General features: G+C 70.9%; 21 protein-coding genes. 11 read left to right on the forward strand and 10 right to left on the reverse strand.

The window, feature by feature from the left end; all coding sequences use genetic code 11:
• Nucleotides 1–137 precede the first annotated feature (137 nt).
• Entirely contained in the window at nt 138–1,469 is a 1,332-nt protein-coding gene (locus ABIE45_RS23610) for a bifunctional 2-C-methyl-D-erythritol 4-phosphate cytidylyltransferase/2-C-methyl-D-erythritol 2,4-cyclodiphosphate synthase (RefSeq protein ID WP_192710515.1), read from the forward strand.
• 169 nt (nt 1,470–1,638) lie between these two features.
• Here ABIE45_RS23610 and ABIE45_RS23615 read toward each other — a convergent pair whose 3' ends face one another.
• Nucleotides 1,639–2,037, reverse strand: coding sequence for an MAPEG family protein (locus ABIE45_RS23615; RefSeq protein ID WP_192710514.1), 399 nt, complete (start codon nt 2,035–2,037; stop codon nt 1,639–1,641).
• 103 nt (nt 2,038–2,140) lie between these two features.
• Between ABIE45_RS23615 and ABIE45_RS23620 the strand changes: the two genes are divergently transcribed.
• Nucleotides 2,141–2,638: a CinA family protein gene (locus tag ABIE45_RS23620; protein ID WP_192710513.1), complete on the forward strand. Its 498-nt coding sequence runs from the start codon at nt 2,141–2,143 to the stop codon at nt 2,636–2,638.
• 21 nt (nt 2,639–2,659) lie between these two features.
• Nucleotides 2,660–3,877 (forward strand): FAD-dependent oxidoreductase, encoded by a 1,218-nt coding sequence (locus tag ABIE45_RS23625; RefSeq protein ID WP_192710512.1) that lies wholly within the window; start codon nt 2,660–2,662, stop codon nt 3,875–3,877.
• A 28-nt stretch (nt 3,878–3,905) separates the two neighbouring features.
• On the opposite strand, the gene ABIE45_RS23630 is transcribed toward ABIE45_RS23625, so the two are convergent.
• From ABIE45_RS23630 to ABIE45_RS23660, 7 genes are all read right to left on the reverse strand, one after another.
• Complete coding sequence (locus tag ABIE45_RS23630) at nt 3,906–4,364, reverse strand: type II toxin-antitoxin system RatA family toxin (protein WP_192710511.1); 459 nt, start codon at nt 4,362–4,364, stop codon at nt 3,906–3,908.
• Nucleotides 4,365–4,379: 15 nt separating this feature from the next.
• Nucleotides 4,380–5,363: a lipoyl synthase gene (gene lipA, locus ABIE45_RS23635; protein WP_192710510.1), complete on the reverse strand. Its 984-nt coding sequence runs from the start codon at nt 5,361–5,363 to the stop codon at nt 4,380–4,382.
• Between the two features lie 125 nt (nt 5,364–5,488).
• Nucleotides 5,489–6,220, reverse strand: a complete 732-nt coding sequence (locus ABIE45_RS23640) for an MIP/aquaporin family protein (protein WP_192710509.1) — start codon at nt 6,218–6,220, stop codon at nt 5,489–5,491.
• A gap of 288 nt (nt 6,221–6,508) precedes the next feature.
• Nucleotides 6,509–8,014, reverse strand: coding sequence for a glycerol kinase GlpK (gene glpK, locus ABIE45_RS23645; protein ID WP_192710508.1), 1,506 nt, complete (start codon nt 8,012–8,014; stop codon nt 6,509–6,511).
• Nucleotides 8,015–8,068: 54 nt separating this feature from the next.
• Nucleotides 8,069–9,613 (reverse strand): glycerol-3-phosphate dehydrogenase, encoded by a 1,545-nt coding sequence (gene glpD, locus ABIE45_RS23650; RefSeq protein WP_192710507.1) that lies wholly within the window; start codon nt 9,611–9,613, stop codon nt 8,069–8,071.
• 84 nt (nt 9,614–9,697) lie between these two features.
• Nucleotides 9,698–10,519: a DeoR family transcriptional regulator gene (locus tag ABIE45_RS23655; protein ID WP_192710506.1), complete on the reverse strand. Its 822-nt coding sequence runs from the start codon at nt 10,517–10,519 to the stop codon at nt 9,698–9,700.
• Between the two features lie 264 nt (nt 10,520–10,783).
• Nucleotides 10,784–11,029, reverse strand: coding sequence for a hypothetical protein (locus tag ABIE45_RS23660; RefSeq protein ID WP_192710505.1), 246 nt, complete (start codon nt 11,027–11,029; stop codon nt 10,784–10,786).
• Between the two features lie 208 nt (nt 11,030–11,237).
• Between ABIE45_RS23660 and ABIE45_RS23665 the strand changes: the two genes are divergently transcribed.
• From ABIE45_RS23665 to ABIE45_RS23700, 8 genes are read left to right on the forward strand one after another with little or no spacing between them, the layout of a single operon-like run.
• Nucleotides 11,238–11,732, forward strand: coding sequence for a chemotaxis protein CheW (locus tag ABIE45_RS23665; protein ID WP_192710504.1), 495 nt, complete (start codon nt 11,238–11,240; stop codon nt 11,730–11,732).
• A gap of 7 nt (nt 11,733–11,739) precedes the next feature.
• Nucleotides 11,740–13,272, forward strand: a complete 1,533-nt coding sequence (locus ABIE45_RS23670; RefSeq protein WP_192710503.1) for a CheR family methyltransferase — start codon at nt 11,740–11,742, stop codon at nt 13,270–13,272.
• Nucleotides 13,272–13,874 carry a chemotaxis protein CheW gene (locus ABIE45_RS23675; protein ID WP_192710502.1) on the forward strand — a complete coding sequence of 201 codons (603 nt, stop codon included), beginning with the start codon at nt 13,272–13,274 and terminating at the stop codon, nt 13,872–13,874. The genes ABIE45_RS23670 and ABIE45_RS23675 overlap by 1 nt, the downstream gene beginning before the upstream one ends.
• A 33-nt stretch (nt 13,875–13,907) precedes the next feature.
• A complete protein-coding gene (locus ABIE45_RS23680) occupies nt 13,908–15,593 on the forward strand; it encodes a methyl-accepting chemotaxis protein (protein ID WP_373622577.1) in 1,686 nt (561 codons plus the stop codon).
• Nucleotides 15,594–15,606: 13 nt separating this feature from the next.
• A complete protein-coding gene (locus ABIE45_RS23685; RefSeq protein WP_192711540.1) occupies nt 15,607–17,844 on the forward strand; it encodes a response regulator in 2,238 nt (745 codons plus the stop codon).
• Nucleotides 17,841–18,908, forward strand: coding sequence for a chemotaxis-specific protein-glutamate methyltransferase CheB (gene cheB / locus ABIE45_RS23690; protein WP_192711541.1), 1,068 nt, complete (start codon nt 17,841–17,843; stop codon nt 18,906–18,908). Before ABIE45_RS23685 ends, cheB begins: the two co-directional genes overlap by 4 nt.
• A complete protein-coding gene (locus tag ABIE45_RS23695) occupies nt 18,905–20,629 on the forward strand; it encodes a response regulator (protein ID WP_192711542.1) in 1,725 nt (574 codons plus the stop codon). The genes cheB and ABIE45_RS23695 overlap by 4 nt, the downstream gene beginning before the upstream one ends.
• Nucleotides 20,626–22,512: a response regulator gene (locus tag ABIE45_RS23700; RefSeq protein WP_192711543.1), complete on the forward strand. Its 1,887-nt coding sequence runs from the start codon at nt 20,626–20,628 to the stop codon at nt 22,510–22,512. Before ABIE45_RS23695 ends, ABIE45_RS23700 begins: the two co-directional genes overlap by 4 nt.
• 481 nt (nt 22,513–22,993) lie before the next feature.
• On the opposite strand, the gene rplQ is transcribed toward ABIE45_RS23700, so the two are convergent.
• Together rplQ and ABIE45_RS23710 are read right to left on the reverse strand one after the other, a co-directional pair.
• Nucleotides 22,994–23,404 carry a 50S ribosomal protein L17 gene (rplQ, locus tag ABIE45_RS23705; RefSeq protein WP_192711544.1) on the reverse strand — a complete coding sequence of 137 codons (411 nt, stop codon included), beginning with the start codon at nt 23,402–23,404 and terminating at the stop codon, nt 22,994–22,996.
• Nucleotides 23,405–23,651: 247 nt separating this feature from the next.
• On the reverse strand, nt 23,652–24,671 hold the full coding sequence (locus ABIE45_RS23710) for a DNA-directed RNA polymerase subunit alpha (protein WP_010686165.1): 1,020 nt from the start codon (nt 24,669–24,671) through the stop codon (nt 23,652–23,654).
• Nucleotides 24,672–24,707: the final 36 nt, after the last annotated feature.

Here is a 24,707-nt window from a genome sequence, read left to right on the forward strand (position 1 = left end):
CAAGCGGGACCGCGCGTTGATTTCGGGCCCTCCCCCGCTTAAACGACGGGCACCCTCCGCGGCAGGGTTGCGCCGGCACTGCTGGCCCGCGCGCTGGCCGCCCCTCCGCCCCTCAGGACCTCACGAGTTCGTCGCCCATGCCCGCCACCGGCACGCCAGCCACCGGACCCGCCAGCGCGGGAGCCGGCGTCGCCGCGGTGGTGGTGGCGGCCGGTCGCGGCATCCGCATCGGCGGCGGCACGCCCAAGCAGTACCGCCGGGTCGGCGGGCAGGCGGTCCTGACCCGCACGCTGGCGGCGCTCGCGACGGACGACGCGATCGCGCGGATTCAACCGGTGATCGCCGCCGACGCAGCGGACTTCTTCCGGAGCTGCCTGGAGGAACTCGCGCCCGCGTTTCGCGCCAAGATCACCGCGCCGGTCGAGGGCGGCGCGACGCGCCAACTCTCCGTGCGCGCCGGTCTCGAGGCCCTGGCTGCCGGCGACGCGCCGGAGATCGTGCTGGTCCACGATGCCGCCCGCCCCTACGTTGACTCTGCGCTGATCGCCCGGGCGATCGCGGCCGGGCGCGACCACGGCGCGGCCGTTCCCGGCGTGCCGGTGACCGACACAGTCAAGCGCGTCGTCGACATCGCGCCCGGCATCGGCCGGGTGCACGAGACCCCGCCGCGGGAGCACCTGCGCGCGGTCCAGACCCCCCAGGCCTTCGCCTTCGGCCCGCTCCTCAAGGGCCACCGGGACGCCGCCGCGCAGGGCCTCGACGGCTTCACCGACGACGGCGCCCTCGCCGAATGGGCCGGCCTGCCAGTGGTGGTGTTCGCGGGTGACGTCGCCAACCGCAAGATCACCCAGCCCGCCGACCTGATCGAGGCGGACCGCGCCTTCGCGACCGAGACCACCGAATTGCCAGCGCCGGGAGCCCGCGCCATGACCACCTACGTGACCCGCCTCGGCACCGGCTTCGACGTGCACGCCTTCACCACCGGCGACCATGTCTGGCTCGGCGGCGTGAAGATCCCGGCCGACCGCGGCGTGCTTGCCCATTCGGACGGCGACGTGGCGCTGCACGCCCTGACCGACGCCCTGCTCGGCGCCATCGCGGACGGCGATATCGGCACCCACTTCCCGCCCTCCGACGAGCGCTGGCGCGGCGCCGCCTCGGACCAGTTCCTGGCCCATGCCTGCGATCTGGTCCGCGCCCGCGGCGGCCGCATCGATCACCTCGACATCACGGTGCTCGCCGAGGCGCCGCGCATCGGCAAGCACCGCGAGGAGATCCGCGCGCGCATCGCCGCCATCGCGGGCGTGCCGCTCTCGGCGGTCTCCATCAAGGCGACGACCACCGAGAAGCTCGGCTTCGTCGGGCGAGCCGAGGGTCTTGCGGCTCAGGCGGCCGCCACGGTCCGGCTGCCCGAGGAGGACGGCCCCGCCCTCGACGCGCAGGCCGAGACCGCGATGCGGCAGGGCTGAGCGGTTTCGGGTCGAGCGCGGACGGGACGCGACCGGCCCCCTATGTCGTTGGAGTCTCGCCGATTTACCCGTCCGCCTCGGCAACGCGGCTTCGGCACCGGGCGCGGATCTGCTCGCCCGGGCGAGAGAGGAACAAGGCGATGGCACCCGCGCCGGGCCGCGACCCGTCTCAGGCTACCCGCACCAGCAGCGCGATCGCCGCGACGCCCAGGGCCGCCATCGTCACGATGATGCCGCCACCGCGGCAGGCGAACTGGCGCGGCGAGTTCGGCGGCGCGAACATCCCGATCGGATGCAGGATCCGGGCGACCAGCAGCGCGATCAGCAGCGCCCGGACCAGGCCGTGACTGCCGCCGCTCGCCTCCAGCAGGCCGATGACGATCAGAGCCAGCGGCACGTACTCCGCGAAATTGGCGTGCGAGCGGACGCGCTTGAGCACCGTGTCGTCGCCCCCGTCGCCGAACAGCACGTTCTCGGAGACGCGGGCCCCGATCACCCATCCCGAGAGGCCCAGATATACGAGGGCGAGCAGCCCGGCGTAGAAGGCCGTGGTCGCGGGGAAGATCATGGAAAGGGTGTCTCCGATCGGGGCCCGCCGCTCCTTGAGCCGGGCTCGGCCTTGGGTCACAACATGAGATAGGGCGCCGCCGCCCGAGGGGAGCCCGTTCGCGATGATCGACGACGCAGAGCTTCTCGCCCGTGCCGAAGCGCTGGTCGCGGCCTACGCGGCGGCCGGGCGCACCGTCGCCACGGCCGAATCCTGCACGGGCGGCCTCGTGGCCGGCCTGCTCACCGCGGTGCCGGGCTCTTCGGCCGTCCTGGAGCGCGGCTTCGTCACCTACTCGAACGAGGCCAAGGCCGAAGCGATCGGCGTGCCCATGGACCTGATCCGCCGGCACGGCGCGGTCAGCGAGCCCGTGGCCCGGGCGATGGCCGCCGGGGCGCTGGCCGCGTCGCGGGCCTCCGTCGCGGTGGCGATCACCGGCATCGCCGGCCCGGGAGGCGGGAGCGCCGAGAAGCCCGTCGGGCTGGTGCATTTCGGCCTCGGCCAGCGGGACGGCGAGACGCGTCATCTGGAGCGGCGCTACGGCGATCTCGGGCGCGCGGGCATCCGCCGCGCCGCCGTGGCCGACGCGCTCGGTCTGCTGGAGGACGCCCTCAGCGACTGATCACGGTACGGGAGGACGGCCATGGATACGGTGACGACCCGCCTCTGCATCGTCGGCGGAGGCCCCGCCGGGATGATGGCCGGATTGCTCTTCGCCCGTGCGGGCATCGATGTCACCGTGCTGGAGAAGCACGCGGACTTCCTGCGCGACTTTCGCGGCGACACGATCCACCCGTCGACGCTCGACCTAATGGACGAGCTGGGTTTCACCGCGCGCTTCCGCGCCCTCCCCCAGCGCCGCGTCGAGAACTTCTCCGGCGTCGTCGACGGGCGCAGCTACCGGGTCGCCGATTTCAGCCGGCTGCCGACCCGGAACCGCTTCCTGTCCTTCATGCCGCAATGGGACTTCCTGGATTTCCTGGCCACCGAGGCCGCGCGCTACCCGGCGTTCCGCCTGATCCGCCGCACCGAGGCGCAGGACCTGATCGAGGCGGAGGGCCGCGTCGCGGGCGTGCGCGCCGCCGGGCCGGACGGTCCGGTCGAGATCCGGTCCGATCTCGTGCTCTGCGCGGACGGCCGTCATTCGCGGATGAGGGCGCAGGCGGGATTCACCCCCCGGGCCTTCGGCGCGCCGATCGACGTGCTGTGGTTCCGCCTGCCGCGCCGGGACGGCGATCCGGAGGCGGCGGCCGGGCGGTTCGGGCCGGGACGGATCCTGATCACCCTCGACCGGGGCGACACGTGGCAATGCGCCTACGTGGTGCCGAAGGGCGGCGACGCCGCGCTCCGGGCGAAGGGCCTGCCGGCCTTCCGGGCCGCAGTGGCGCAACTCGCGCCGTTCCTGGCCGACCGCACCGAGGCCATCGCCGACTGGGACGACGTCAAGCTCCTGACCGTCACGGTCGACCGGCTCGACCGTTGGCATCGCCCGGGGCTGCTCTGCATCGGCGACGCCGCGCACGCCATGTCGCCGGTGGGCGGCGTCGGGATCAACCTCGCGATCCAGGACGCGGTGGCGGCGGCCAACCTCCTGGCCGAGCCTCTGCGGGCCGGTCGCCCCACGGAGGCCGACCTCGCCCGGGTCCAGGCCCGGCGGATGTTTCCGGTGCGGGCCACGCAGGCGCTGCAGCGGGTGATTCAGTCCCGCGTCATCGCCGCGTCGCTAGCGGCCGACGCGCCGTTCCGGGCGCCGCTGGCCCTGCGCCTCCTCGACGCTTTGCCGCGGCTTCAGGTCCTGCCGGCGCGGATGATCGGGATGGGCGTGCGGCCCGAGCACGTGCGGATGCCGGCGCGGGCCTGAGACCATCGCTACGCCCGCGATGACGCGGCTACGCCCGCGCCCCGTACATCCGGTCCGCCCGCCCCTCGAAGGCGTCGGTGAACTTGCGGAAGGCCCGATCGAACATCGTGCCCATGAGGAGCCCGAGGGTGCGGCTCTTGAACTCGTAGGTGATGAAGAAGTCGACGTTGCAGCCGCCGTTCGGGCCGTCCTTGAACAGCCAGCGGTTCTCCAGGTGCCGGAACGGGCCGTCGATATACTCCGCCACGATCTTGAGGTTCGCCGGATCGAGGGTGACCCGGGTGGTGAAGCGCTCGCGGATCGCCTTGTAGCCCACGCCCATCTCGGCGATCAGGACCTGCCCGCCCTCGGGCATGTCCTGCCGGCGGATCACCCGCAGGGATTCGCAGAGCGGCAGGAACTCGGGGTAGCGCTCCACGTCGGCGACGAGGTCGTACATCTGCTGCGGCGAATGTTTCACCGCGCGGGTGACCCGGAAGGACGGCATCGTGTTCGGATTTCCTCAGGCCGAGAGCGCGGGCGACAGTTTGGCCAGACGCGCCGCCTGAAGTCGCGAAAAGTCCTCGCCCGCATGGTGCGATGAACGCGTCAGGGGCGTGGCCGAGACCAGCAGGAAGCCCTTGGCGTAGGCGGTGGTCTCGTAGGCCTTGAATTCGTCGGGTGGGACGAAGCGCACGACTTCGTGGTGCTTCTTCGAGGGCTGCAGGTACTGGCCGATGGTCAGGAAGTCGACGTCGGCCGAGCGCAGGTCGTCCATGAGCTGGAGGACCTCGTTCCGCTCCTCGCCGAGCCCGACCATGATGCCCGACTTGGTGAAGATCGCCGGGTCGAGCTCCTTCACCCGCTGCAGCAGGCGCACCGAGTGGAAGTAGCGGGCACCCGGCCGCACCGTGAGGTACTTGGCCGGCACCGTTTCCAGGTTGTGGTTGAACACGTCCGGCTTGGCGGCGACCACGACCTCGAGCGCGCCGTCCTTGCGCAGGAAGTCGGGGGTCAGGATCTCCACGGTCGTGCCGGGGCTCGCCCGCCGGATCGCCGCGATGGTGCGGGCGAAGTGCTCGGCGCCGCCATCCTTCAGGTCGTCCCGGTCCACCGAGGTGATGACCACGTGGTGCAGGCCGAGCTTGGCCACCGAATCGGCGATCTTGTCCGGCTCGCCCAGGTCGAGGGCGTCGGGCAGGCCGGTGCGCACGTTGCAGAAGGCGCAGGCCCGCGTGCAGGTGTCGCCCATGATCATGAAGGTGGCGTGCCGCTTCTCCCAGCACTCGCCGATATTCGGGCAGCCGGCCTCCTCGCAGACCGTAACGAGCCCGTGCTCGCGCACGATCTTCTGCGTCTCGGTCCAGGCCTTGGAGCCCGGCGCCTTCACGCGGATCCAGTCCGGCTTCTTGGCCTGGACCGGCTGGTCGGGCCGGTGCGCCTTCTCGGGATGGCGCAGGCGCGCGGCGCGCGGATCGTTCTTCAGAATGTCGAGGACGATGGCCATGCCACACCGCGGGGAAGCGCCCGGGGGCGCGGTCGGGATCGCCCTGACTTAAGGCTCAAGGCCGCGCGCCGCAAACCACCGCGACGCCGGGCCGCCCCGCGGCGGTTGAGGGTGTGGTCGTTCCGTTAGATCCCGAGCGCCCGGACGAACAGCCCGGCGAGCACCGCCCCGACCAACGGTGCGGCGACGGGGATCAGCGCATAGCCCCAGTCGGAGGTGCCCTTTCCGACTATCGGCAGCACCGCGTGGGCCACGCGCGGCCCGAGGTCGCGGGCGGGGTTGATGGCGTAGCCGGTGGTGCCGCCGAGCGACAGGCCGATGCCCCAGACCAGCATGCCGACCATGTAGGGCGCGACGGCCCGCGGGATCGCGCCGGTTGAGCCCAGCGTGGTGGTCACGAGGGCGGAGATGGTCAGGATCAGGAAGAAGGTCGCGATGATCTCGGAGAGCCAGTTGGCCTTCGCGTCCCGGATCGCCGGGCCGGTGCAGAAGCAGGCGAGCTTGAGGCCGGGATCCTGGGTCGCGCCCCAGTGCGGCAGGTAGTGGAGCCAGACGATCACGGCGCCCACGAAGGCGCCGAGCATCTGGGCCGGGATGTAGGTGGCGAGCTTGCTGTAATCGCCGGAGCTGACCGCACCCGCCACGGTGACCGCCGGGTTGATGTGGGCATCGGCGCTCCCGGTGGCGTTGGCCACGAACACGCCGGCGAGGACGGCGAAGGCCCAGCCCGCCGTGATGGCGATCCAGCCGGCGTTCTCGCCCTTGGAATGCTTGAGCAGGGCGCCGGCCACGACGCCGTCGCCGAGCACGATCAAGGTCATCGTGCCCAGGAATTCGCCCAGGAAGGGTGATGTCATCGTCCTGTCTCCCCCGTTCGCTGCTTTTTGTGAGAGTCCAAAGCTTGTGCGAGCGTGTGATCGCCGGAGGCGGTCACTGTTATCTGCGCGGATCCCATCCACCTCCCTCTTCGTGAGGCGCCGACGCGCAGCGGAGGCCTCGAAGGCGAGCGCCAGGGATCGCGCGGCTGGCTAAGCCCTCCTTCGAGGCGGCTTCGCCGCACCTCAGGATGAGGTCGCGGGTGTGATGGAGGTGGTCACGAGGCCCTCGGGCCGCACGCCGTGCACACGGGTCCGACGGCGATGCCGTCAATCCTCGTCGGTCTTCCAGTCGAAGGAGCGCTGCACCGCCCGGCTCCAGGCGGCGGCGATGGTCTCGCGCCGGCCGGCATCCATCTTCGGCGTCCAGCGCTTGTCGACGCCCCAGTTGCGCTTGAGGTCGTCGAGTCCCTTCCAGTAGCCGACCGCGAGACCCGCCGCGTAGGCGGCGCCGAGCGCGGTGGTCTCGGCCACCTTCGGGCGCACCACCGGCACGTCGAGCATGTCGGCCTGGAACTGCATCAGCGTGTTGTTGGCGACCATGCCGCCGTCGGCGCGCAACTCCTTGACGGGGATGCCGGAATCCTTGGCCATCGCGTCCAGCACCTCGTGGGTCTGGAAGGCGGTGGCCTCCAGCACCGAGCGGGCGATGTGGCCGCGGTTGACGTAGCGGGTCAGGCCGATGATCAGGCCGCGGGCGCCCTCGTTCCAGTGCGGCGCGTAGAGGCCCGAGAAGGCCGGCACGAAGTAGACGCCGCCATTGTCCTCGACCGTGGTGGCGAGCGTCTCGACCTCCGCGGAATCCTTGATCATGTGCAGGTTGTCGCGCAGCCACTGCACCAGGGCGCCGGTGATGGCGATGGAGCCTTCGAGCGCGTAGGCCGGCTTCTGGCCGTCGAGGCGATAGGCCAGCGTCGTGACGAGGCCGGCCTTCGAGGGAACCGGCTCCTCGCCGGTGTTCATCAGGGCGAAGCAGCCGGTGCCGTAGGTGTTCTTGGCCTCGCCCGGAGCGAAGCAGGTCTGGCCGAACAGGGCGGCCTGCTGGTCGCCCAGGATGCCGGCGATCGGCACACCCGCGAACGGCGCCTTGGTCTCGCCGTAGACCTCACTCGACGAGACGATCTTCGGCAGCATCGCCTTCGGGATGCCGAAGGTCTTCAGCATGCCGTCGTCCCATTCCAAGGTCTTGAGCGACATGAGCTGCGTGCGGCTGGCATTGGTCACGTCGGTGACGTGGAGGCCGCCGTTCGTGCCGCCGGTGAGGTTCCAGACGAGCCACGTGTCGATGTTGCCGAACAGCACGTCGCCGGCCTCGGCCTTCTCGCGGGCGCCCTCGACATGATCGAGCAGCCAGCGGAGCTTGAGACCCGAAAAATAACTCGCCAGCGGCAGGCCGGTGAGGTCGCGGAACCGGTCGCGGCCGCCGTCGCGGGCAAACTCGGCGACGAGCCGGTCGTTGCGGGTATCCTGCCAGACCAGGGCGTTGTGCAGCGGCTTGCCGGTCGTCCGGTCCCAGATCACCGTCGTCTCGCGCTGGTTGGTGATGCCCACCGCGGCGAGGTCGGAGGGCTGCAGGCCGCCCTTCTCCAGCGCCTCGCGCATCACCCCTTGCGTCTTGGCCCAGATCTCGGACGCGTCGTGCTCCACATGACCGGGCGCAGGATAGATCTGCGCGTGCTCGGCCTGGGCCAGCGCGATGACGCTGCCCTCCCGGTCGAACACGATGAAGCGGCTGCTGGTGGTGCCCTGATCGATGGCCCCGACGTAACGGCTCATCGTTCCCTCCCCTGTTATGCCCGGTCGGTCTGCGCCGGAACGGGTCCGAAATCGTCAGGCCGCCTTGGCCCTGCGATCGAGATAGGCGGCCAGGCGCGCGGCGCTCTCCGGGCTCGTGCGCAAGCCGAGCTTCGAGCGGCGCCACAGGATGTCGTCGGCGGTGACCGCCCATTCCTCGGTACGCAGGTAATCGACCTCGGCCGCCGTCAGCCCGCCGTCGAAGGCCTCGCCGAGATCCGCCATCGACTGCGCCGTCCCGACGATGTCCCGCGCCCGGGTGCCGTAGGCGCGGGCGAGGCGCCGGGCGGTCTCGTCGGGCAGGAACGGCTTCTCGGCCTTCAGCTTGGCGAGGAACTGATCGAAGTCGGCATCCTTCATGGCGCCGCCGGGCAGAACCGCGTCCCCGGTCCAGGCCTTCTTGAGGTGCGGGAAATGGTGCGGGAAATACGGCTTCAGCTTCTCCAGCGCGTGCTCGGCGAGCCGCCGGTAGGTCGTGATCTTGCCGCCGAACACCGAGAGCACCGCGGCCGTCCCGCCCTGGTCCTCGACGTCGAGGACGTAGTCGCGGGTCACCGCGGAGGCGTTCTCGGCCGCGTCGTCGTAGAGCGGGCGCACGCCCGAGTAGCTCCAGACCACGTCGGCTGGCGTGATCGTGGTGTCGAACGAGCGGTTGATGCAGCCGCAGAGGTAGTCGGTCTCGGCGTCCGAGATCGAGACCGGGCCGGGCTCGCCGTCGTAGGGCACGTCGGTGGTGCCGATCAGCGTGAAGTCCCGCTCGTAGGGGATCGCGAAGATGATGCGCTTGTCGGGCTGCTGCAGGATGTAGGCCTGGTCGCCCTCGAACAGGCGCTTCACCACGATGTGGCTGCCCTTGATCAGGCGCACCGCCGCGCGGCTGTTGATCCCGAGCGTGCCGCCGAGCGTCGCGCTCACCCAGGGGCCGGCGGCGTTGACCACGGCCTTCGCCCGGACGGTCCGCTCGGCCCCGCCGCGCTCATCGCGCAGCGTCGCAACCCAGCCGTCACCCGCGCGACGCGCCGAGACGACACCGGTGCGGGTCAGCACCGTGGCACCGCGCTCGCGGGCATCCATGGCGTTCAACACCACGAGGCGGCTGTCCTCCACCCAGCAGTCGGAATAGACGAAGCCCCGGTTCAGGCGCTTCTGCAGCGGGGCGCCGTAGGCGGAACTGCGCAGATCGATCCCGTGCGAGCCCGGCAGCGTCCGCAGCCGCGCGAGATGGTCGTAGAGGAACAGGCCGAGCCGCAGCATCCAGGCCGGGCGCAGGCCCTCGTCATGGGGCAGGACGAAGCGCAGCGGCCAGATCACGTGCGGGGCGAGCCGCAGAAGCCGCTCGCGCTCGGCCAGCGCCTCCCGAACGAGGCGGAACTCGTAATATTCGAGGTAGCGGAGGCCGCCGTGGATCAGCTTCGTCGAGGATGAGGAGGTGAAGCCGGCCAGATCGCCGCGCTCGGCCAGCAGGACCGACAGGCCGCGGCCGGCGGCATCCCGGGCGATGCCGGTGCCGTTGATGCCGCCACCGACGACCAGGAGATCGTAGGCGTCCGACGGCTCGGGCTGGCGCGTTGCTGCCGCCATGGTTCCTCCTGTCCCGCCCTGGCGGCGGGTTGGAGATATATTGAGCCTGCCACGGATTTTCGCAAGCGAAAAAACGAGTGTTCGTTAGGGTTCGCTACCGCTCTCGGCCACGGCCAGCGTAACGCCCTGACGGTCCATCAATGCGACGATCTCGGCGGGTGGCGTCCGGTCGGTGAAGAAGGTGTCGACCTGGTCCAGCCGCCCGACCTGGACCATCGGACGGCGGGTGAACTTGGTGTGGTCGGCGACCAGGAAGGTTTTCCGCGCATGCGCCAGGATGGTCTGCGTCGCGCGAACCTCTTCGTAATCGTAGTCGAGGAGCGCCCCGTCGGCGTCGATGCCGCTGATCCCGATCACCGCCACGTCGACGCGGAACTGGCTGAGCGTGTCGCAGGTAAGCTGGCCGAGCACCGCGCCGTCGCGGTTTCGCACGGTGCCGCCGGCCACCACGATGCGGAACTCCGTCAGTTCCGCCAGCGAGATCGCAACGTTGAGGTTGTTGGTGATGATGCTGAGATCATCGTGACGGGTCAGCTCTCGGGCGACCGCCTCCGGCGTCGTGCCGATGTTGATGAAGACCGAGCAGTGCGAGGGGATCCGGCTTGCCGCCAGGCGACCGATCCGGGTCTTCTCCGGCAGCAGGGTCACGCGCCGGTCGGCATAGTCGATGTTCTCGACGCTCGACGGCAAGCCGCCGCCGCCCCGGTAGCGCTCGAGGCGACCCTCGGCGCTCAATTCGTTGAGGTCGCGGCGGATCGTCTGCACGGTGACGCCGAACTGCGCTGCCAGGGCCTCGATGGTGACGAAGCCCCGCTGGCGTACCGAGGCCACGATGGCGCTGCGCCGCCCCTCGACACCGGTCGCCTCGATCCTGTCCTCGGATCTCCGGTCGAGCGGTCGTGACATCGATCCTCCCCGCGGTTCCCCGCTCCCCAGATACGCTACCGCGGATCGAACCGTGTTCGTTTCCGAACATCCTTCGGTCGATGCCGGGTTCGCGCGAGCTTGAACCGCCCGATCGTGTCCGGCAACCGGCGAGCCGGCTGCATTATGCTGCTTGGCTGCTCCGCCGGCTTCTGGCCTGTGAACAGGCACAAAAAAGGCCTGCCGCAGTCGCGACAGGCCAGCCGTATGGGCGACGCCGCTCAGCGCGACGAGACCCGACGGTGATTACATGTGATGGCGCATCCGGCGGTGATGCTTCATCATCCGCTTGTGCTTCATGCGCTTGCGCATCATCGGCCGGGCGGCCGGGGCGGCACCTTGCTCCATCGCGGCGCCTTCCGCTGCCCGCTCCATGCCGCCGCGCGGGCCACCGGCCTGCGAGCCGGAGGAATTGTAGGGCGAGTTGCCCTGGGCGTAGGCGGAGCCCGCGAGCAGCGTCAGCGACGCGGCAGCGATCAGAAGTTTCTTCATCGTCAATCCCTGGCGTAGACCGGCGCAGGCGAGGCCGCGCACCTCGTCAGGTGCGATTCCGCTGCGTCGGAAAATAAGCGGCTCAGACAAGACTTGGTTCCGCCTGAACATGCGCCGCGGACCCGATCATTGCCGGGAGCGTTAACACGGCCTATGTCGCGAGCCGTCCCGGTTCGGCCGCGACCGGATAAGGGGGGAGCGAGTGGCGGTGGCCAGCAACGGTTCGGCCTATCTCATCCTCGACGTTGCCGGCACGCCCTGCGCCCTGCCCCGTGCGGCCGTGGCCGAGGTTCTGCCGCTTCCGGATCTGCACAATCCGCCCGCTGCCGGGGGATGGCTCATCGGTTTCCTCAATCTCGGCGGCGCGCCCGTCCCGGTCATCGACTTGGCCGCTCTGCTCGGGCTGCGTCCGGCCGTGTCGGCGGCCGGCCTCTACGCGCACCTCGTCCTCACCCGCGCCGCGCCGCACGCCTATCTCGTGGATCGGGCCGCCGACCTCGTGACCGTCCCCGAGGCCGCGATCCGGCCGGTCGAGGCGGAGGGGACGCTCAACGGCTGTGTCGCGGCCGAGCTCGTCCTCGGCGACCGCCTCATCCACGCGCTCGCGCCGGAGCGGCTCCTGACGGCGCAGGAACAGGCCCGGGTCGCCGCGCTGTCGCAGGCCGCCGCCGAACGGCTCGCCGCGCTGCCGCAGACCGCCTGACCGCCCGATGCCACGTTCGGGTACCCCCCGCCCCGATCCGGGTGCCGACCCGGCCTATGCCGCGCTGAAGGCACGGATCATCGCGCGCACCGGCCACCATTACTACATCGACAAGGACGATCTGCTGATCGAGCGCCTGCGGCGGCGCTTCCGCGCATCCGGCTCCACCGACTGCGCCGCCTACGCCGCCCTCCTGTCGGATAGCGCCCAGGGCGAGGCGGAATGGGCGCGTCTTGAGGCGGAGATCACCGTCGGGGAGACCTTCTTCTTCCGCTACGCCGAGCAGTTCCAGGCGTTGCGGGAGACGATCCTGCCGGCGCTGATCGAGGCGCGGGCTTCCGAGCGCTCGTTGCGGATCTGGAGCGCGGGCTGCTCTACGGGGGCCGAGCCCTATTCCCTGGCGATTCTGGTGCGGGAGCTTCTCGGGGAGGCGCTGCCCGACTGGCGGATCGCGATCCTCGGCACCGATATCAGCACGGAGGCGCTGGCCACGGCGCGCGCCGCCGAGTACGGCCGCTGGGCCCTGCGCACGATGCCGCCGGAGGACCGGCTGCGCTACTTCACCCGGCTTCCGCCTGCCCCCGGGATCCGGCGCGAGGGCGGCTATGCCCTGAGGCCGGAATTCCGCACGCTGGTGCGGTTCGAGCGCGGCAACCTTCTGACGCTCACCGAGCCCGGACCACCGCAGGGCGAGGTGTTCGATCTGATCCTGTGCCGGAACGTGCTGATCTATTTCGACGCCCGTACCGTCAGCGCCGTGGTGCGCGGCCTCAGCGGCAGGCTGCGGGACGATGGCTGGCTGCTGCTCGGCCATGCCGAGCCGAGCCCGGCTTTCGCGTCCTTCCTCGCACCCGTCAGCCTGCCCGGCACGGTGGTCTACCGCCGCCTCGTCGAGGCGCTGCCGCCACCATCAGCCGCTCCGGTCCCGATCTTCGTCGAAGCACCGGCCGTGCCGCATGGACGCGCGCATGCCAGCCCGGAGGACGCGGCCGCACTGGTTCTCGCAGACGCACTTCCGCATGGCCAGGATCGCGCGCCGGCCTCGCGCGCGAAGCCGACGAGCGAGCCGGCCGGCGAGGCCCCGGAGGAAGCGGATCCCCGCGCCGAGACGGCGTCTTCAGGCGATATCGACACGATCCGCGCCCTTGCGGATGCGGGTGAGACCGGCGCAGCCTGGCGGGCGCTGCGCGCTGCTCTCGATCAAGATCCCACCGATCCGGCCCTGCGCTTCTACGAGGGCCTGCTCGCCCGCACCCTCGGGCGTGACGCGGAGGCCGAGCGCGCGCTGCGGGCGGCGCTCTATCTCGACCGGGCCTTCGTGATGGCCCATTACCATCTCGGCCTGTTGCTCCTCGGCTTGGGCCGCCCCGACGAGGCCGCCCGCGCCCTCGACAATGCGATTGCCCTGAGCCAAGCCCTCGGGCCGGATACGGAGCTGCCCGAGGGTGACGGCGCGTCCGCCGGCGAGGTCGCGGCCGGTGCGGCGGCAGCCCGCGCCGGCCTCGTACGTGGCCGCGGCGCCGACCGCAGGAGTTCCTGATGGAGGCAACATCGAGCGGACCGAAGGGCCATCAGCGCGTCCGGATGGACCGGGACCTGCGCGCCGAACGCGCCGCCGCCCTCGCCCGGCGCGGCGCGGCCGCAGGGGAATCCGAGACCGGCGTCGACCATCTCGTCTGCGCCTGCGGGTCCGAGCGCTACGGGCTGCCGGTGACCGCCGTCGCGCAGATCCTGCCGATGCGCCCGTGCACACCCATGCCCGGCGCGGTGCCGGCCCTCATCGGGCTCGTCGCCCTCTCGGGCCGGATTGTCGGGGTGCTCAGCCTGGCGCGCGCGCTCGGACGCCCGGACGCCGCGCCCGATCCGGAGTCCGACGGGGGGCACTTGGTCGTGCTGCGAAGCGCGCTGTCCCACGCACAGCCCCATCACCAAGGCCTTGTCCAGCCGCTCGCCTTCGCGGTCGACCGGGTGCTCGGCATCGTCCGCGCCGCCGGATCTTCCGCCGCGTCGTCGGGGATCGCGGATCCCGACGGATTGGGCAACGAGGCCGCTTCGGGTTATGCCCCCGGGGCAACGAGCGACGGCCGTCCCGACTTCGTCGTCATCGATCTCCCCCGCCTTCTGCGCCGCGTCCTGCCCTGACGGGCGCTGCTTCAACCGGAGCCACCCTCGACCGTGACGCTCTCGATCGGACGACGAATCCTCCTCGGCTTCTTTGCCGTCACGGTGGTGATCGTGGCGCTCGGCCTTTACGCGCTGGAGCAGATCGGAGCGGTGCGCGACACCACGGACGCGATCGTGCGGCGTGACATGACGGTGCTGCGCCAGCTCGACGATCTCGGGAACGAGGCCCGGGATCTCGGGATCCTGCGCCGCACCGCGGTGATCGCGATGCTGACGCAGTCTCAGTCTCAGCCTCAGGGGCAATTGACCCGCACGGAGGACACGCTGGCGAAGTGGCGCCAGACCGCGACGCAGGTGGAGAACCGCCTCGCCGCCACGATTCAGCTCTCCAATGAGTACAGGGCCTTCTCGCCCTCCGCCGACCGCATCGCCGCCTGGGACCGCATCGCCGCGTCGGCGGGCGAGGTCCAGCGCGCCTTCCGCGAGGTCCGAAGCCTCAGCGAGGCCCAGTTCGCCGCCATCCTCAAGCAGGACACGGCCGCCGTCGAGGCGCGCAACGACGAGATCACGCGCCTCCAGGTGCCCTTCCTGGAGGGGATCAAGAACCTGAGAACCCTGCTGGACGGCGGCATGGCCCTGGGCCAGCGCGCGGCACAGGAGGTCTACGACCGCTCCCGCCTCTCGATCTACCTGACGCTGGCGGCCGCCGTTCTCCTCGCGATCATCGTCACGTGGCTGATCAGCCGCGCGGTGGTGCGCCCGCTGGAGACGGTCATGGCGTTCGTGGCCCGTGTAGGCGAGGGCGACCTGTCGGGGCAGCTCGACGCGCGCGGTGGCGACGAGATCGGCCGCCTCGGCACGACGCTGAACGCGATGGTGGCGGGGCTGTCGGACCTCGCGCGCACCAACCGGGCCGCCACCGCCGACCTGAACGCGGCCGCGGCCGAGATCCGCGCCTCGGCGCAGGAGCAGGCCGCCTCGGTGGAGCAGCAATTCGCCGCCGTGCAGGAGACCGCCGCCACGGTCGACGAGATCACTCATTCGGGCGCGCAGATCAGCAAGCGTGCCACCGAGGTGATCGCCACCGCCCAGGCCACCGCCCAGACCTCCCGCCAGGGGCTGCGCGCCGTCTCGGACACCGCCAAGGCCATGGACGCGATCCGCGAGCAGGCCGAGGCGGTGGCCGGCAACATCGTGAGCCTGTCGGAGAAGACCCAGACGATCGGCGACATCATCGAGACGGTCAACGACATCTCGGAGCGCACGCACCTGCTGGCGCTCAACGCGGCGATCGAGGCGGCGGCGGCCGGCGAGAGCGGGCGCAGCTTCGCGGTGGTGGCCTCGGAGATGAAGCTGCTGGCCGACCAGGCGAAGGCGGCGACCGGCCAGGTGCGCGGGATCCTGGGCGAGATCCAGCGGGGCATCAACACGTCGGTGATGCTCACCGAGGAGGCGGTCAAGCGTGCCGCCGCCGGCAAGACGCGCTCGGACACGACGCAGCGGACCATCGAGGAAATCACCGCCCGGGTGGAGGAGAATGTCCAGACCTTCCAGCAGATCATCGCGTCGACGAACCAGCAGCAGCTCGGCATCGAGCAGGTGATGGGCGCGCTCCAGAACATCCGGCAGGCCAGCCAGCAGACGGCGGCCGGCACGCGGCAGGTCGAGACTGCCTCGGCCAACCTGACGGAGCTGGCCCAGGCGCTCATGGCCCTCGCCGAACGCTACCGGCACTGAGGCCGGCTGCGTCTTGGCTGAGGACATCCGCCAGCTCCTGCTCGCCGCCTTCGACGTCGAGCATCGCGAGCACGTCACGGCGATCCGCGGGGCGCTCGGCAGCGCCACGCCGGATTGGAACGACGTCTTTCGCCGTGCCCACAGCCTGAAAGGGGCGTCGCGGGCCGTCGATCTGCCGGCCGTCGAGGCGGTCGCCCACCGTCTTGAGACCCTGTTCGAGAGGGTGCGGACCGGCGCGACGGCCCTCGACCGCGATGCGGCGAACGCCGTCCACCTCGCCCTCGACCGCGTCGAGGCTTACGTCGCCGGGCTCAAGGACGGGGCCGGCCCGGAGATGCCGTCGGACGCCCTGACGGCGCTCGGTCGGGTCCTCGATCCGCCCGGCGCGGCGCAAGAAAGCGCCCCGGCTGCCGCCGAGTCGTCCAGACCGGCCGTCGATGCACCGGCCCCGGCGCCGGTTGCGGCCACCGCGAGCGCGCCGGTTGTCCAGAAGGCCGCGGCCGAGCCGGCCGATCCGGGCACGGCCTTCCTGCGCGTTCCCGGCGAAGCCGTAGACGCGATGGCCCGTGCGAGCCACGACCTCGCGAGCACCCTGGCGGCCCGGGCTCCCGCAGCCGAAAGCCTCGCCCGCCTCGCTCGCCTGGCTCGCGACCTGCGCGCCGGCGCGGAGGCGCTCGCCGCCGAGGCGCCCACGGAGCAGCCGGGATTGCGCGCCTTCGCGGCGGAGGTCGGTTCCTTCGCCCGGGAGGCTGCGGATCTGTCCCGACGCCAAGCGGCCGCCACCAGCGCGATCGAGGGTGCCGCGTCCCGCGTCCGCGCGGCGGCCGAACGCCTGGCCCTGGTGCCGGCCGAGACGGTGCTTGCGCCCCTCGCCCGGTCGCTCCGCGAGACCGCCCGCGAGCAGGGACGCGAGGTGGATCTCGACCTGCGGGGCCTCGATCTGCCGGTCGAGCGCGGCACGCTGCAGGTGCTGAAGGATCCGTTGCTGCACGCCCTGCGCAACGCCCTGAGCCATGGCTGGCAGACGCCGGAGGCCCGCCGCGCCGCCGGCAAACCCGAGGCGCTGGCTCTGGGACTCGATCTCGCCGTCCGCGGCTCGCGCCTGCAGGTCACGGTGTTCGACGACGGGCCAGGGCCCGATCTCGCGCGGATCGAGGCCGTGGCGCGGGAGCGCGGCCTCCTCGCTCCGGAGATTGCCGTCGGTGCGGAGCACTTGCTGCGCCTCGTGTTCGAGCCCGGCTTCTCGACGGCGGACGCCGTCGACACCCTGTCCGGGCGCGGATACGGCCTGTCGGTGGCGGCGGACGCGGCGCGCCAGCTCGCCGGCAGCGTGCGCCTCGAGCCGCGCGAGCCGGCCGGCACCGCCCTGGTCTTCAGCCTGCCGTTGTCGGCGGCCCGGCGCAGCCTGCTCCTGGTCGAGGCGGCCGGGCGTGTCTACGCGCTGCCGGGCGGCGCCGTGGAGCGCCTGCTGCGCCTGCGACGGACGGAGCTGCCGGTCGCGATGGGCCGTACGATGCTCCGGCTCGGCGAGGGCAAGGCCGCGACGAGCCACCCGGTCGTCGGACTCGCTGAGATCCTCGGCCAGGCCGGTGATCCGGCCGACCCCGAGATCCTCACGGCCGCGGTGCTGCGGGCCGGGGGCACCCGCTTGGCGCTGGCGGTCGACCGCCTGCACGACGTGCGACCGCTCCTGGTCCTGCCAGCCCCCGATTTCGGAGCCGATCCCGAGCTCATCGCGGGCACCGCGGTGCTGCCCGGAGACGTCCCGGTGCTGGTCCTGGACCCGGACGGCCTCGCCGCGCGCGCGGCTGTCGCACCTTCGGCCGGAACGATGGGGCAGGCTCCACGTTCGACGACTCATGCAGCGCCGCGCGCATCCGCGCGCGCGACGATCTTGGTCGTCGACGATTCGATCACCACCCGGACCTTGGAGAAGGGAATCTTGGAAGCCGCCGGCTACCGCGTGGTCGTCTGCGTCGACGGGCAGGATGCCCTCGACCGGCTGCGCGCCGACATCGAGCTCGTGGACCTCGTCCTCGCAGACGTGGAGATGCCCCGCCTCGACGGGTTCGGCCTGGTCCAGGCGCTGCGGTCCGACCCGCGCTTCGCCCGCCTCCCGACCATCCTGATGACGTCGCGCGGCGACGCCGCCGATGTGGCCCGAGGTCTGGATCTCGGTGCGGATGCGTACCTGACCAAGCAGAAGTTCGATCAGCGCCAGCTGCTCGATACGATCGGGCAACTCCTATGACGCCGGTTCGCGTGATGCTCGTGGAGGACAGCCTCGTGGTGCGCGAGCTGCTGCGCCACATCGTCTCCCGCGATCCCCGGCTCGAGATCGTGGCCGCCGTCGCGTCCGGTGAGGAAGCGCTGGACAAGCTCCGGACCGTACGGCCGGACGTGATCTCGATGGATATCCGCCTCCCGGGGATCGACGGGCTGGAGACGACGCGCCGGATCATGGCCGAGCAGCCGACCCCGATCGTGGTGGTGGCGGATTCCGTGGAGGACTCGTCCCTGCGGATCTCCATGAACGCGCTGCGGGCCGGCGCCCTGTCCGTGGTGGAGAAGCCCGTAGCCACGACCCATGCCGGCTACGAGGCGGTGGCGGGCGAGATCTGCACGCAGCTGCGGATCATGGCTCAGGTCCCGGTGATCCGCCGCCGCCCGATCGGCACCGAGTGGGCCGGCCGCACCGCGCCCGTCGCGCAGGCGACCCCGGTCGAGATTCCCGGGCAGGCGCCGAGCCTCCTGGGGATCGGGGCTTCCACGGGCGGCCCCCCGGCCCTGGCGCGGGTGATCGGCGCGCTCCCCAAGGACTTTCCCCTGCCGGTTCTGGTCGTCCAGCACATGGGCCCGGCCTTCATGGACGGGTTCGCTAGCTGGCTCGACAGCGTCGTGACGCTGCCCGTCGGCTTGGCGCGGGACGGTGAGCGGGCCGAACCCGGCCGCGTCTACGTGGCACCCGGGGATCGGCACCTCGAGATCGGGTCGAACCGGGTTCTCCGGGTGATCGACGCTGCGCCCGTCTCGGGCCAGCGGCCGGCCGCCACCATTCTGTTCCGCTCCATGGCACGGCAGGCCGGAGCGGCCGGGATCGGCGTGCTCCTGACCGGCATGGGCGAGGACGGCGCCGCAGGTCTCGCCGACATGCACCGGGCCGGCGCGCAGACTGTTGCGGAGCACGAGAGCACCGCGGTCGTCTATGGCATGCCGGCGGCCGCGGTACGGCTCGGCGCGGCCCGATCCGTCCTTCCGCTGGACCGGATCGCCGACCACGTCCTGCGCCTGGTGGAGCCGGGGGCGCGTCCGTGACGGCGGCCGAGGCCGGCGCCCTCGAGGGGCCCGCCCGGATCCTGCTGGTCGAGGATTCGGAGACGCAGGCGCTCGAACTGCGCCTCCTGCTTGAGGCGCACGGTTTCGCGGTGGAGCGCTGTCCCTCCGCCGAGACGGCCCTCGATCACCTCAACCGCAGCCAGCCCGATCTCGTCGTGGCGGATTACCACCTGCCGGGCATGAACGGCGACGAGCTGATCCGGCAGATGCGCCTGTCGCTGCGCACCCGGGCCCTGCCGGTCCTGATGCTGACCGGCGGCAGCGGCGGCGAGCGTCAGGGGCTGGAGAGCGGCGCCGACGCCTACCTGCCGAAATCCGCCGACCGCGACCTGATGATCCTGCGCATCCGTGCCCTGATGCGCGAGCGCCGCTCGGCGAGCGACGGCGAAGGGCCGGGCGCGGCCGCCTTCCGCCGCGGGCGCATCCTGGTGATCGACGGCAGCGCCACCTACCGAACCTTCCTGTCCGGCCTGCTCGGCCAGGACGGGCACCACGTCGCCACGGCCGACGGGCCGGAGGCGGCCCTGGCGGCCCTGAACGCGGCCGACGGGACCGAAGCGTTCGACTGCGTGACGGTCGACCTGCTCGGCCACGCCTATGACGGGCTCGCCCTCTGCCTAGCGATCAGTCAGCGCCGCGCGGGTCAGGCGGCCGGCGCCGGCTTCCACCTCGTGGCCATCGCCGGGAGCGATCCGGCCAAGGATTTCCTCGTCCAGGCCTACGCGGCGGGGGCTGATGACGTCGTCTCGAAGACCGATGCCGAGGTCCTTGCGCTCCGGGTGCGCGGGTTCGTACGCCGCCGGCTCTTGGAAGAGGACGATCGGCGCATCGCCGGCCAGTTCGGCGAGCGGGAGCGCGCCGTGGAGCGGGCCCGCGCCGAGGCCGAGGCGGCCGAGGCCCGGGCGCGGCTCGCCGACGCCCTGGAGCAGGCGAACCGTGACCTCGCCGACGCCAACCGCCAGCTGACCGACGCGCAGTCCAAGCTCGTCCAGGCCGCCAAGATGGCCTCGCTGGGCGAGCTGGTCGCCGGAATCGCCCACGAGATCAACAATCCCCTCGCCTTCATCCTGGCCCATCAGGGCACGGTGGAGCGTCTGCTCGGCGAGCTGCCGGACGCGGCGCCGGACGCGGCCGCCCGTACCATCGACAAGGCCCGGCAGCGGGTCGGCTCGATGCGGATGGGACTGACCCGCATCCAGGATCTCGTTCTGAACCTCCGGAAGTTCTCGCGCCTCGACGAGGGTGAGCGTGCCCTCGTCAACGTGCCGGAGGCGATCGACACCGTGCTGGCCCTGATCCAGCACAAGCTCGGCGACCGGATCGTCGTCGAGCGCACCTTCGCGGGCAGGCCCGAGATCCACTGCACCCCGGCGCTGCTGAATCAGGTGGTGATGAACATCCTGGGCAATGCCGCCGACGCGATGCCGGAGGGCGGCACGATTCGCATCGTCACCGAATCATCCCCGGATGTTGACGAGATCCGCATCAGCGATACTGGTCCTGGCATACCGGAGACGTTGCGCGAGAAGATCTTTGAACCCTTCTTCACGACAAAGCCGGTGGGATCGGGAACGGGACTTGGTCTTGCGATTGCCTACAGCGTCGTTCAGGCGCATAGCGGCTCGCTCGCCGTGGAGACGGCCCCAGGTGGGGGAGCCTGCTTCGTGATCGGGATTCCGCGGCAGGCGGCCAGTGCATGAGTGACCGTACGGCAGGTGTAGGGACGATCCTGGCCGTCGATGACGAGCCGGATATCCTGATCGCCCTGGAGGACCTGTTCGAGGAGTCCTACCGGGTGCTGACGACCTCGCGCCCTGCCGAGGCGCTGGAGATCCTGCGCGCGGAGCCCGACATCGCCGTGGTGGTGTCCGACCAGCGCATGCCGGGCCTGACCGGCGACGCGCTGCTCGCCGAAGCGCGCACCTTCCACGATGCGCAGGCGATCCTGCTCACCGGCTACGCCGACATCACGGCGGTGATCGCCGCCCTCAATCGCGGCGGCATCGTCGGATACGTGACGAAACCCTGGGATGCGGGCCTGCTGCGCTCCACGGTTCGGCAGGCCTTCGAGCGGCACCAACTCGGACGGGACCTCGCCACCGAGCGGGCGCTTCTCCGGGGTCTGCTCGACCACGCTCAGGACGCGATCAGCTTCAAGGACGCGGACGGTCGGTTCGTTCGGCTGAACGCCCGCAAGGCAGCCCTTCTCCATCACGACATCGCCGCCTGCCTGGGACGGCGCGAGGCCGAGCTGCTCGGCGCGAAGGCCGGTCCGGTAACGACGGCGGACGAGGCCGCGATCCGCTCCGGCGCGGTGGCCGAGAGCCTGATCAGCGACGGCCCGACGGGCGCCGAGCATTGGAGCCACGTGACGCGGGTGCCGATTCGCGACCCGAGCGGCGCGATCAGCCATCTCGCGGTGATCGAGCGCGACGTGACCGAGCAGCGGACTCTGGAGGCGCGCCTGCGCCAATCCGACAAGATGCAGGCCCTCGGGACGCTGGCGGGCGGCATCGCGCACGACTTCAACAACCTGCTGACCGCGATCCTCGGCAGCCTAGAACTCGCCGGTCCGAAGATTGCCGACCAGCCGCGGGTCCAGCGCCTGATCGAGAACGCCCGCGGAGCTGCGGAGCGCGGCGCGTCCTTGACCAAGCGTCTCCTCAGCTTCAGCCGTGCGCACGACCTGCAGGCCCGGGCCGTGGATGTGAATGGCCTGATCACCGGGATGAGCGACCTGTTCGGACGCAGCCTCGGCGGCCTTGTGACCGTGCGAACCGACCTGGAGGACGGCCTCTTGGCGGTTCAGGTGGATCCGGACCAGCTCGAACTCGCCGTGCTCAACCTCTGCATCAACGCCCGGGACGCGATGCCGGACGGCGGCACCATCACGGTGGCGACGCGGCGGCTCAACATCAGCGGCGATCCGGAGATCGCCGACGGCAGCTATCTCGGCATCAGCGTCACCGACGAGGGCACCGGCATCCCCGAAGACATCCTGCGCCGGGTGTGCGAACCGTTCTTCACGACCAAGGCCGTGGGCCAGGGAACCGGGCTCGGCCTCGCCATGGTCTTCGGGCTGGCGCAGCAGTCGAAAGGTCGGCTGGTGATCGACAGCGAGGTCGGCAAGGGGACGCGCGTCGAGCTGGCCCTGCCCTTCGCCGACCAAGCTCCCGAGCAGCCTGCCGAGGAGGCCGGCGCAGCTCCGGTCGCCGGGCGCCGGGCCCGTATCCTCATCGTCGATGACGATCCGCAGGTGCGGCACGTGACGGCCTCGTTCCTGACGGGCTTCGGGCACAGCACCACCGAGGCGGCCGACGGCGAGGCCGCGCTCAGAAGTCTCCGGCACGACCGCTTCGACATGGTCGTGGCCGATCTGGCCATGCCCGGCATGAGCGGGATCGAGCTGGCGGCCGAGATCCGCGGCAGGCTGCCGGGTCTTCCCGTCCTGATCCTGACCGGTCACGCAGAGGCCATGCAGATCCCCGAGGATCTGCCGGTTCTCTCGAAGCCGTTCCGCTCGGCCGACCTGGCCGCCCGGGTGGCCACGTTGCTCGACGGCGCGGCCGGACAGGCTGGCTGACCGGGCCTGGGAACCGACCGGTTGCCGGCTCATTGAACCTATGTGGGGCCCGTGGGCCCCGGGTTACGATGAGGAGGTGGACCATGAGCGATCACGGCATCTTCCCGCGCCGCAGGTGTGACAACGACCCGGACCAGGACGGTCCACCGGACGTGTATCAGCAGGGATAGGGGTTTTCGGAGCGCGGCGCGGTCGAGTTCCCGGCCCGTCCGATACGGGCCGCCAGGGCGAGCTCCCGCGACCATCCAAGACGTGGACCCTGCTCAGACCCGTCGGCGCGAGCCGGCGGGTTTTTTGTGATCAGCGCATCGTCATCGCGAGCGCCGCAAGGCGGGCCGGTGATCCGCATAATCAGTCGGCATGGCGCGGGTTGGATTGCTTCGCTGGCCCGCACAGACGAGAAGCCAAAAAGCGAGAAGCCGCCCCGGAGGATCCGGGACGGCTTCTCGAACGACAGGGGCGTAGGAACGCCCGGCCGGGATCAGGCGGCCTCGGCGACCTGGCTCGGGCCGGAATCCTTGCCGCGGGCCTCGACGTCGCGATCGACGAACTCGATCACGGCGAGCGGGGCGTTGTCGCCCTGACGGAAGCCGGCCTTCATGATGCGGCAGTAACCGCCCGGGCGGCCCTTGTAGCGCGGGCCGAGCACCGTGAAGAGCTTCTTGACCATGTCGGCGTCGCGCAGCTGCGCCATCGCCAGACGGCGGGTGTGCACGCTGTCGATGCGGCCGAGCGTGATCAGCTTCTCGACGACCGGACGCAGGTCCTTGGCCTTCGGCAGCGTGGTGATGATCTGCTCGTGCTTGAGCAGCGCGGCGGACATGTTGGCGAACATCGCCTTGCGGTGTTCGGCGGTGCGGTTGAAACGACGGCCGCGATAACCGTGACGCATGGTGCTGGCTTCCTTCTGGTCTCGGCCGCCGTGCCACGGTACGGCCGGGTGCCCTGAGCACAGGGCGGTTGATTCCGCATGACCCCGCGGCGGGAACTTTAAACCGAAGCCCTCATCCTGAGGTGGCCGCGTCAGCGGGCCTCGAAGGAGGGCTCCAGAAGATGCTGCGATCCCTGGAGGCCTCCTTCGAGGTCTCCGCTGCGCTCCGGCACCTCAGGATGAGGGCGGAGCGGGGGGAACCAGCGACCTAGTAGTGCTCCTCGAAGCGCTTGGCGAGGTCCTCGATGTTCTCCGGCGGCCAGCCGGGGATGTCCATGCCGAGGTGCAGGCCCATGCCGGCGAGCACTTCCTTGATCTCGTTGAGCGACTTGCGGCCGAAATTCGGGGTCCGCAGCATCTCGCCCTCGGACTTCTGGATGAGGTCGCCGATGTAGACGATGTTGTCGTTCTTCAGGCAGTTCGCCGAACGGACCGACAGCTCCAGCTCGTCGACCTTCTTGAGCAGCGCCGGGTTAAAGGGCAGCTGCGGCGCGAGCGGCGCGGCCTCTTCCTTGCGCGGATCCTCGAAGTTCACGAAGACCTGCAGCTGGTCCTGGATGATGCGCGCCGCGTAAGCGAGCGCATCCTCCGGCGAGACCGCACCGTTGGTCTCGACCGTCATGGTCAGCTTGTCCTTGTCGAGATCCTGGCCCTCGCGGGTCGTCTCGACGCGGTAGCTGACCTTGGTCACCGGGGAGAACAGCGAGTCGACCGGGATCAGGCCGATCGGGGCGTCCTCGGGACGGTTGCGCTCGGCCGGGACATAGCCCTTGCCGGTGGCCACCGTGAACTCCATGCGGATCTCGGCGCCGTCATCCAGCGTGCAGATCACGAGGTCGGGGTTCAGGATCTGGATGTCGCCGACCGTGCCGATGTCACCGGCGGTGACGAGGCCGGGGCCGGTCTTGCGCAGGGTCATGCGCTTCGGCGCGTCCGTCTGCGAGCGGATCGCGATGGTCTTGATGTTGAGGACGATGTCGGTGACGTCCTCGCGCACGCCCGGGATCGACGAGAACTCGTGCAGCACGCCGTCGATCTGCACCGAGGTCACGGCCGCGCCCTGGAGCGACGACAGGAGCACCCGGCGCAGGGCGTTGCCCAGAGTGGTGCCGAAGCCGCGCTCCAGCGGCTCGGCGACGACCGTGGCGACCCGCTTGGGGTCGTCGCCGGTCGTGACCTGCAGCTTGTTCGGCTTGATCAGTTCCTGCCAATTCTTCTGAATGACCACGATCCTACCTCTCGTCCTTGCCCGGGATCCGCGACG

The organism is Methylobacterium sp. OAE515 (genome assembly GCF_041806315.1).
In the GTDB taxonomy this organism is placed as follows: domain Bacteria; phylum Pseudomonadota; class Alphaproteobacteria; order Rhizobiales; family Beijerinckiaceae; genus Methylobacterium; species Methylobacterium tardum.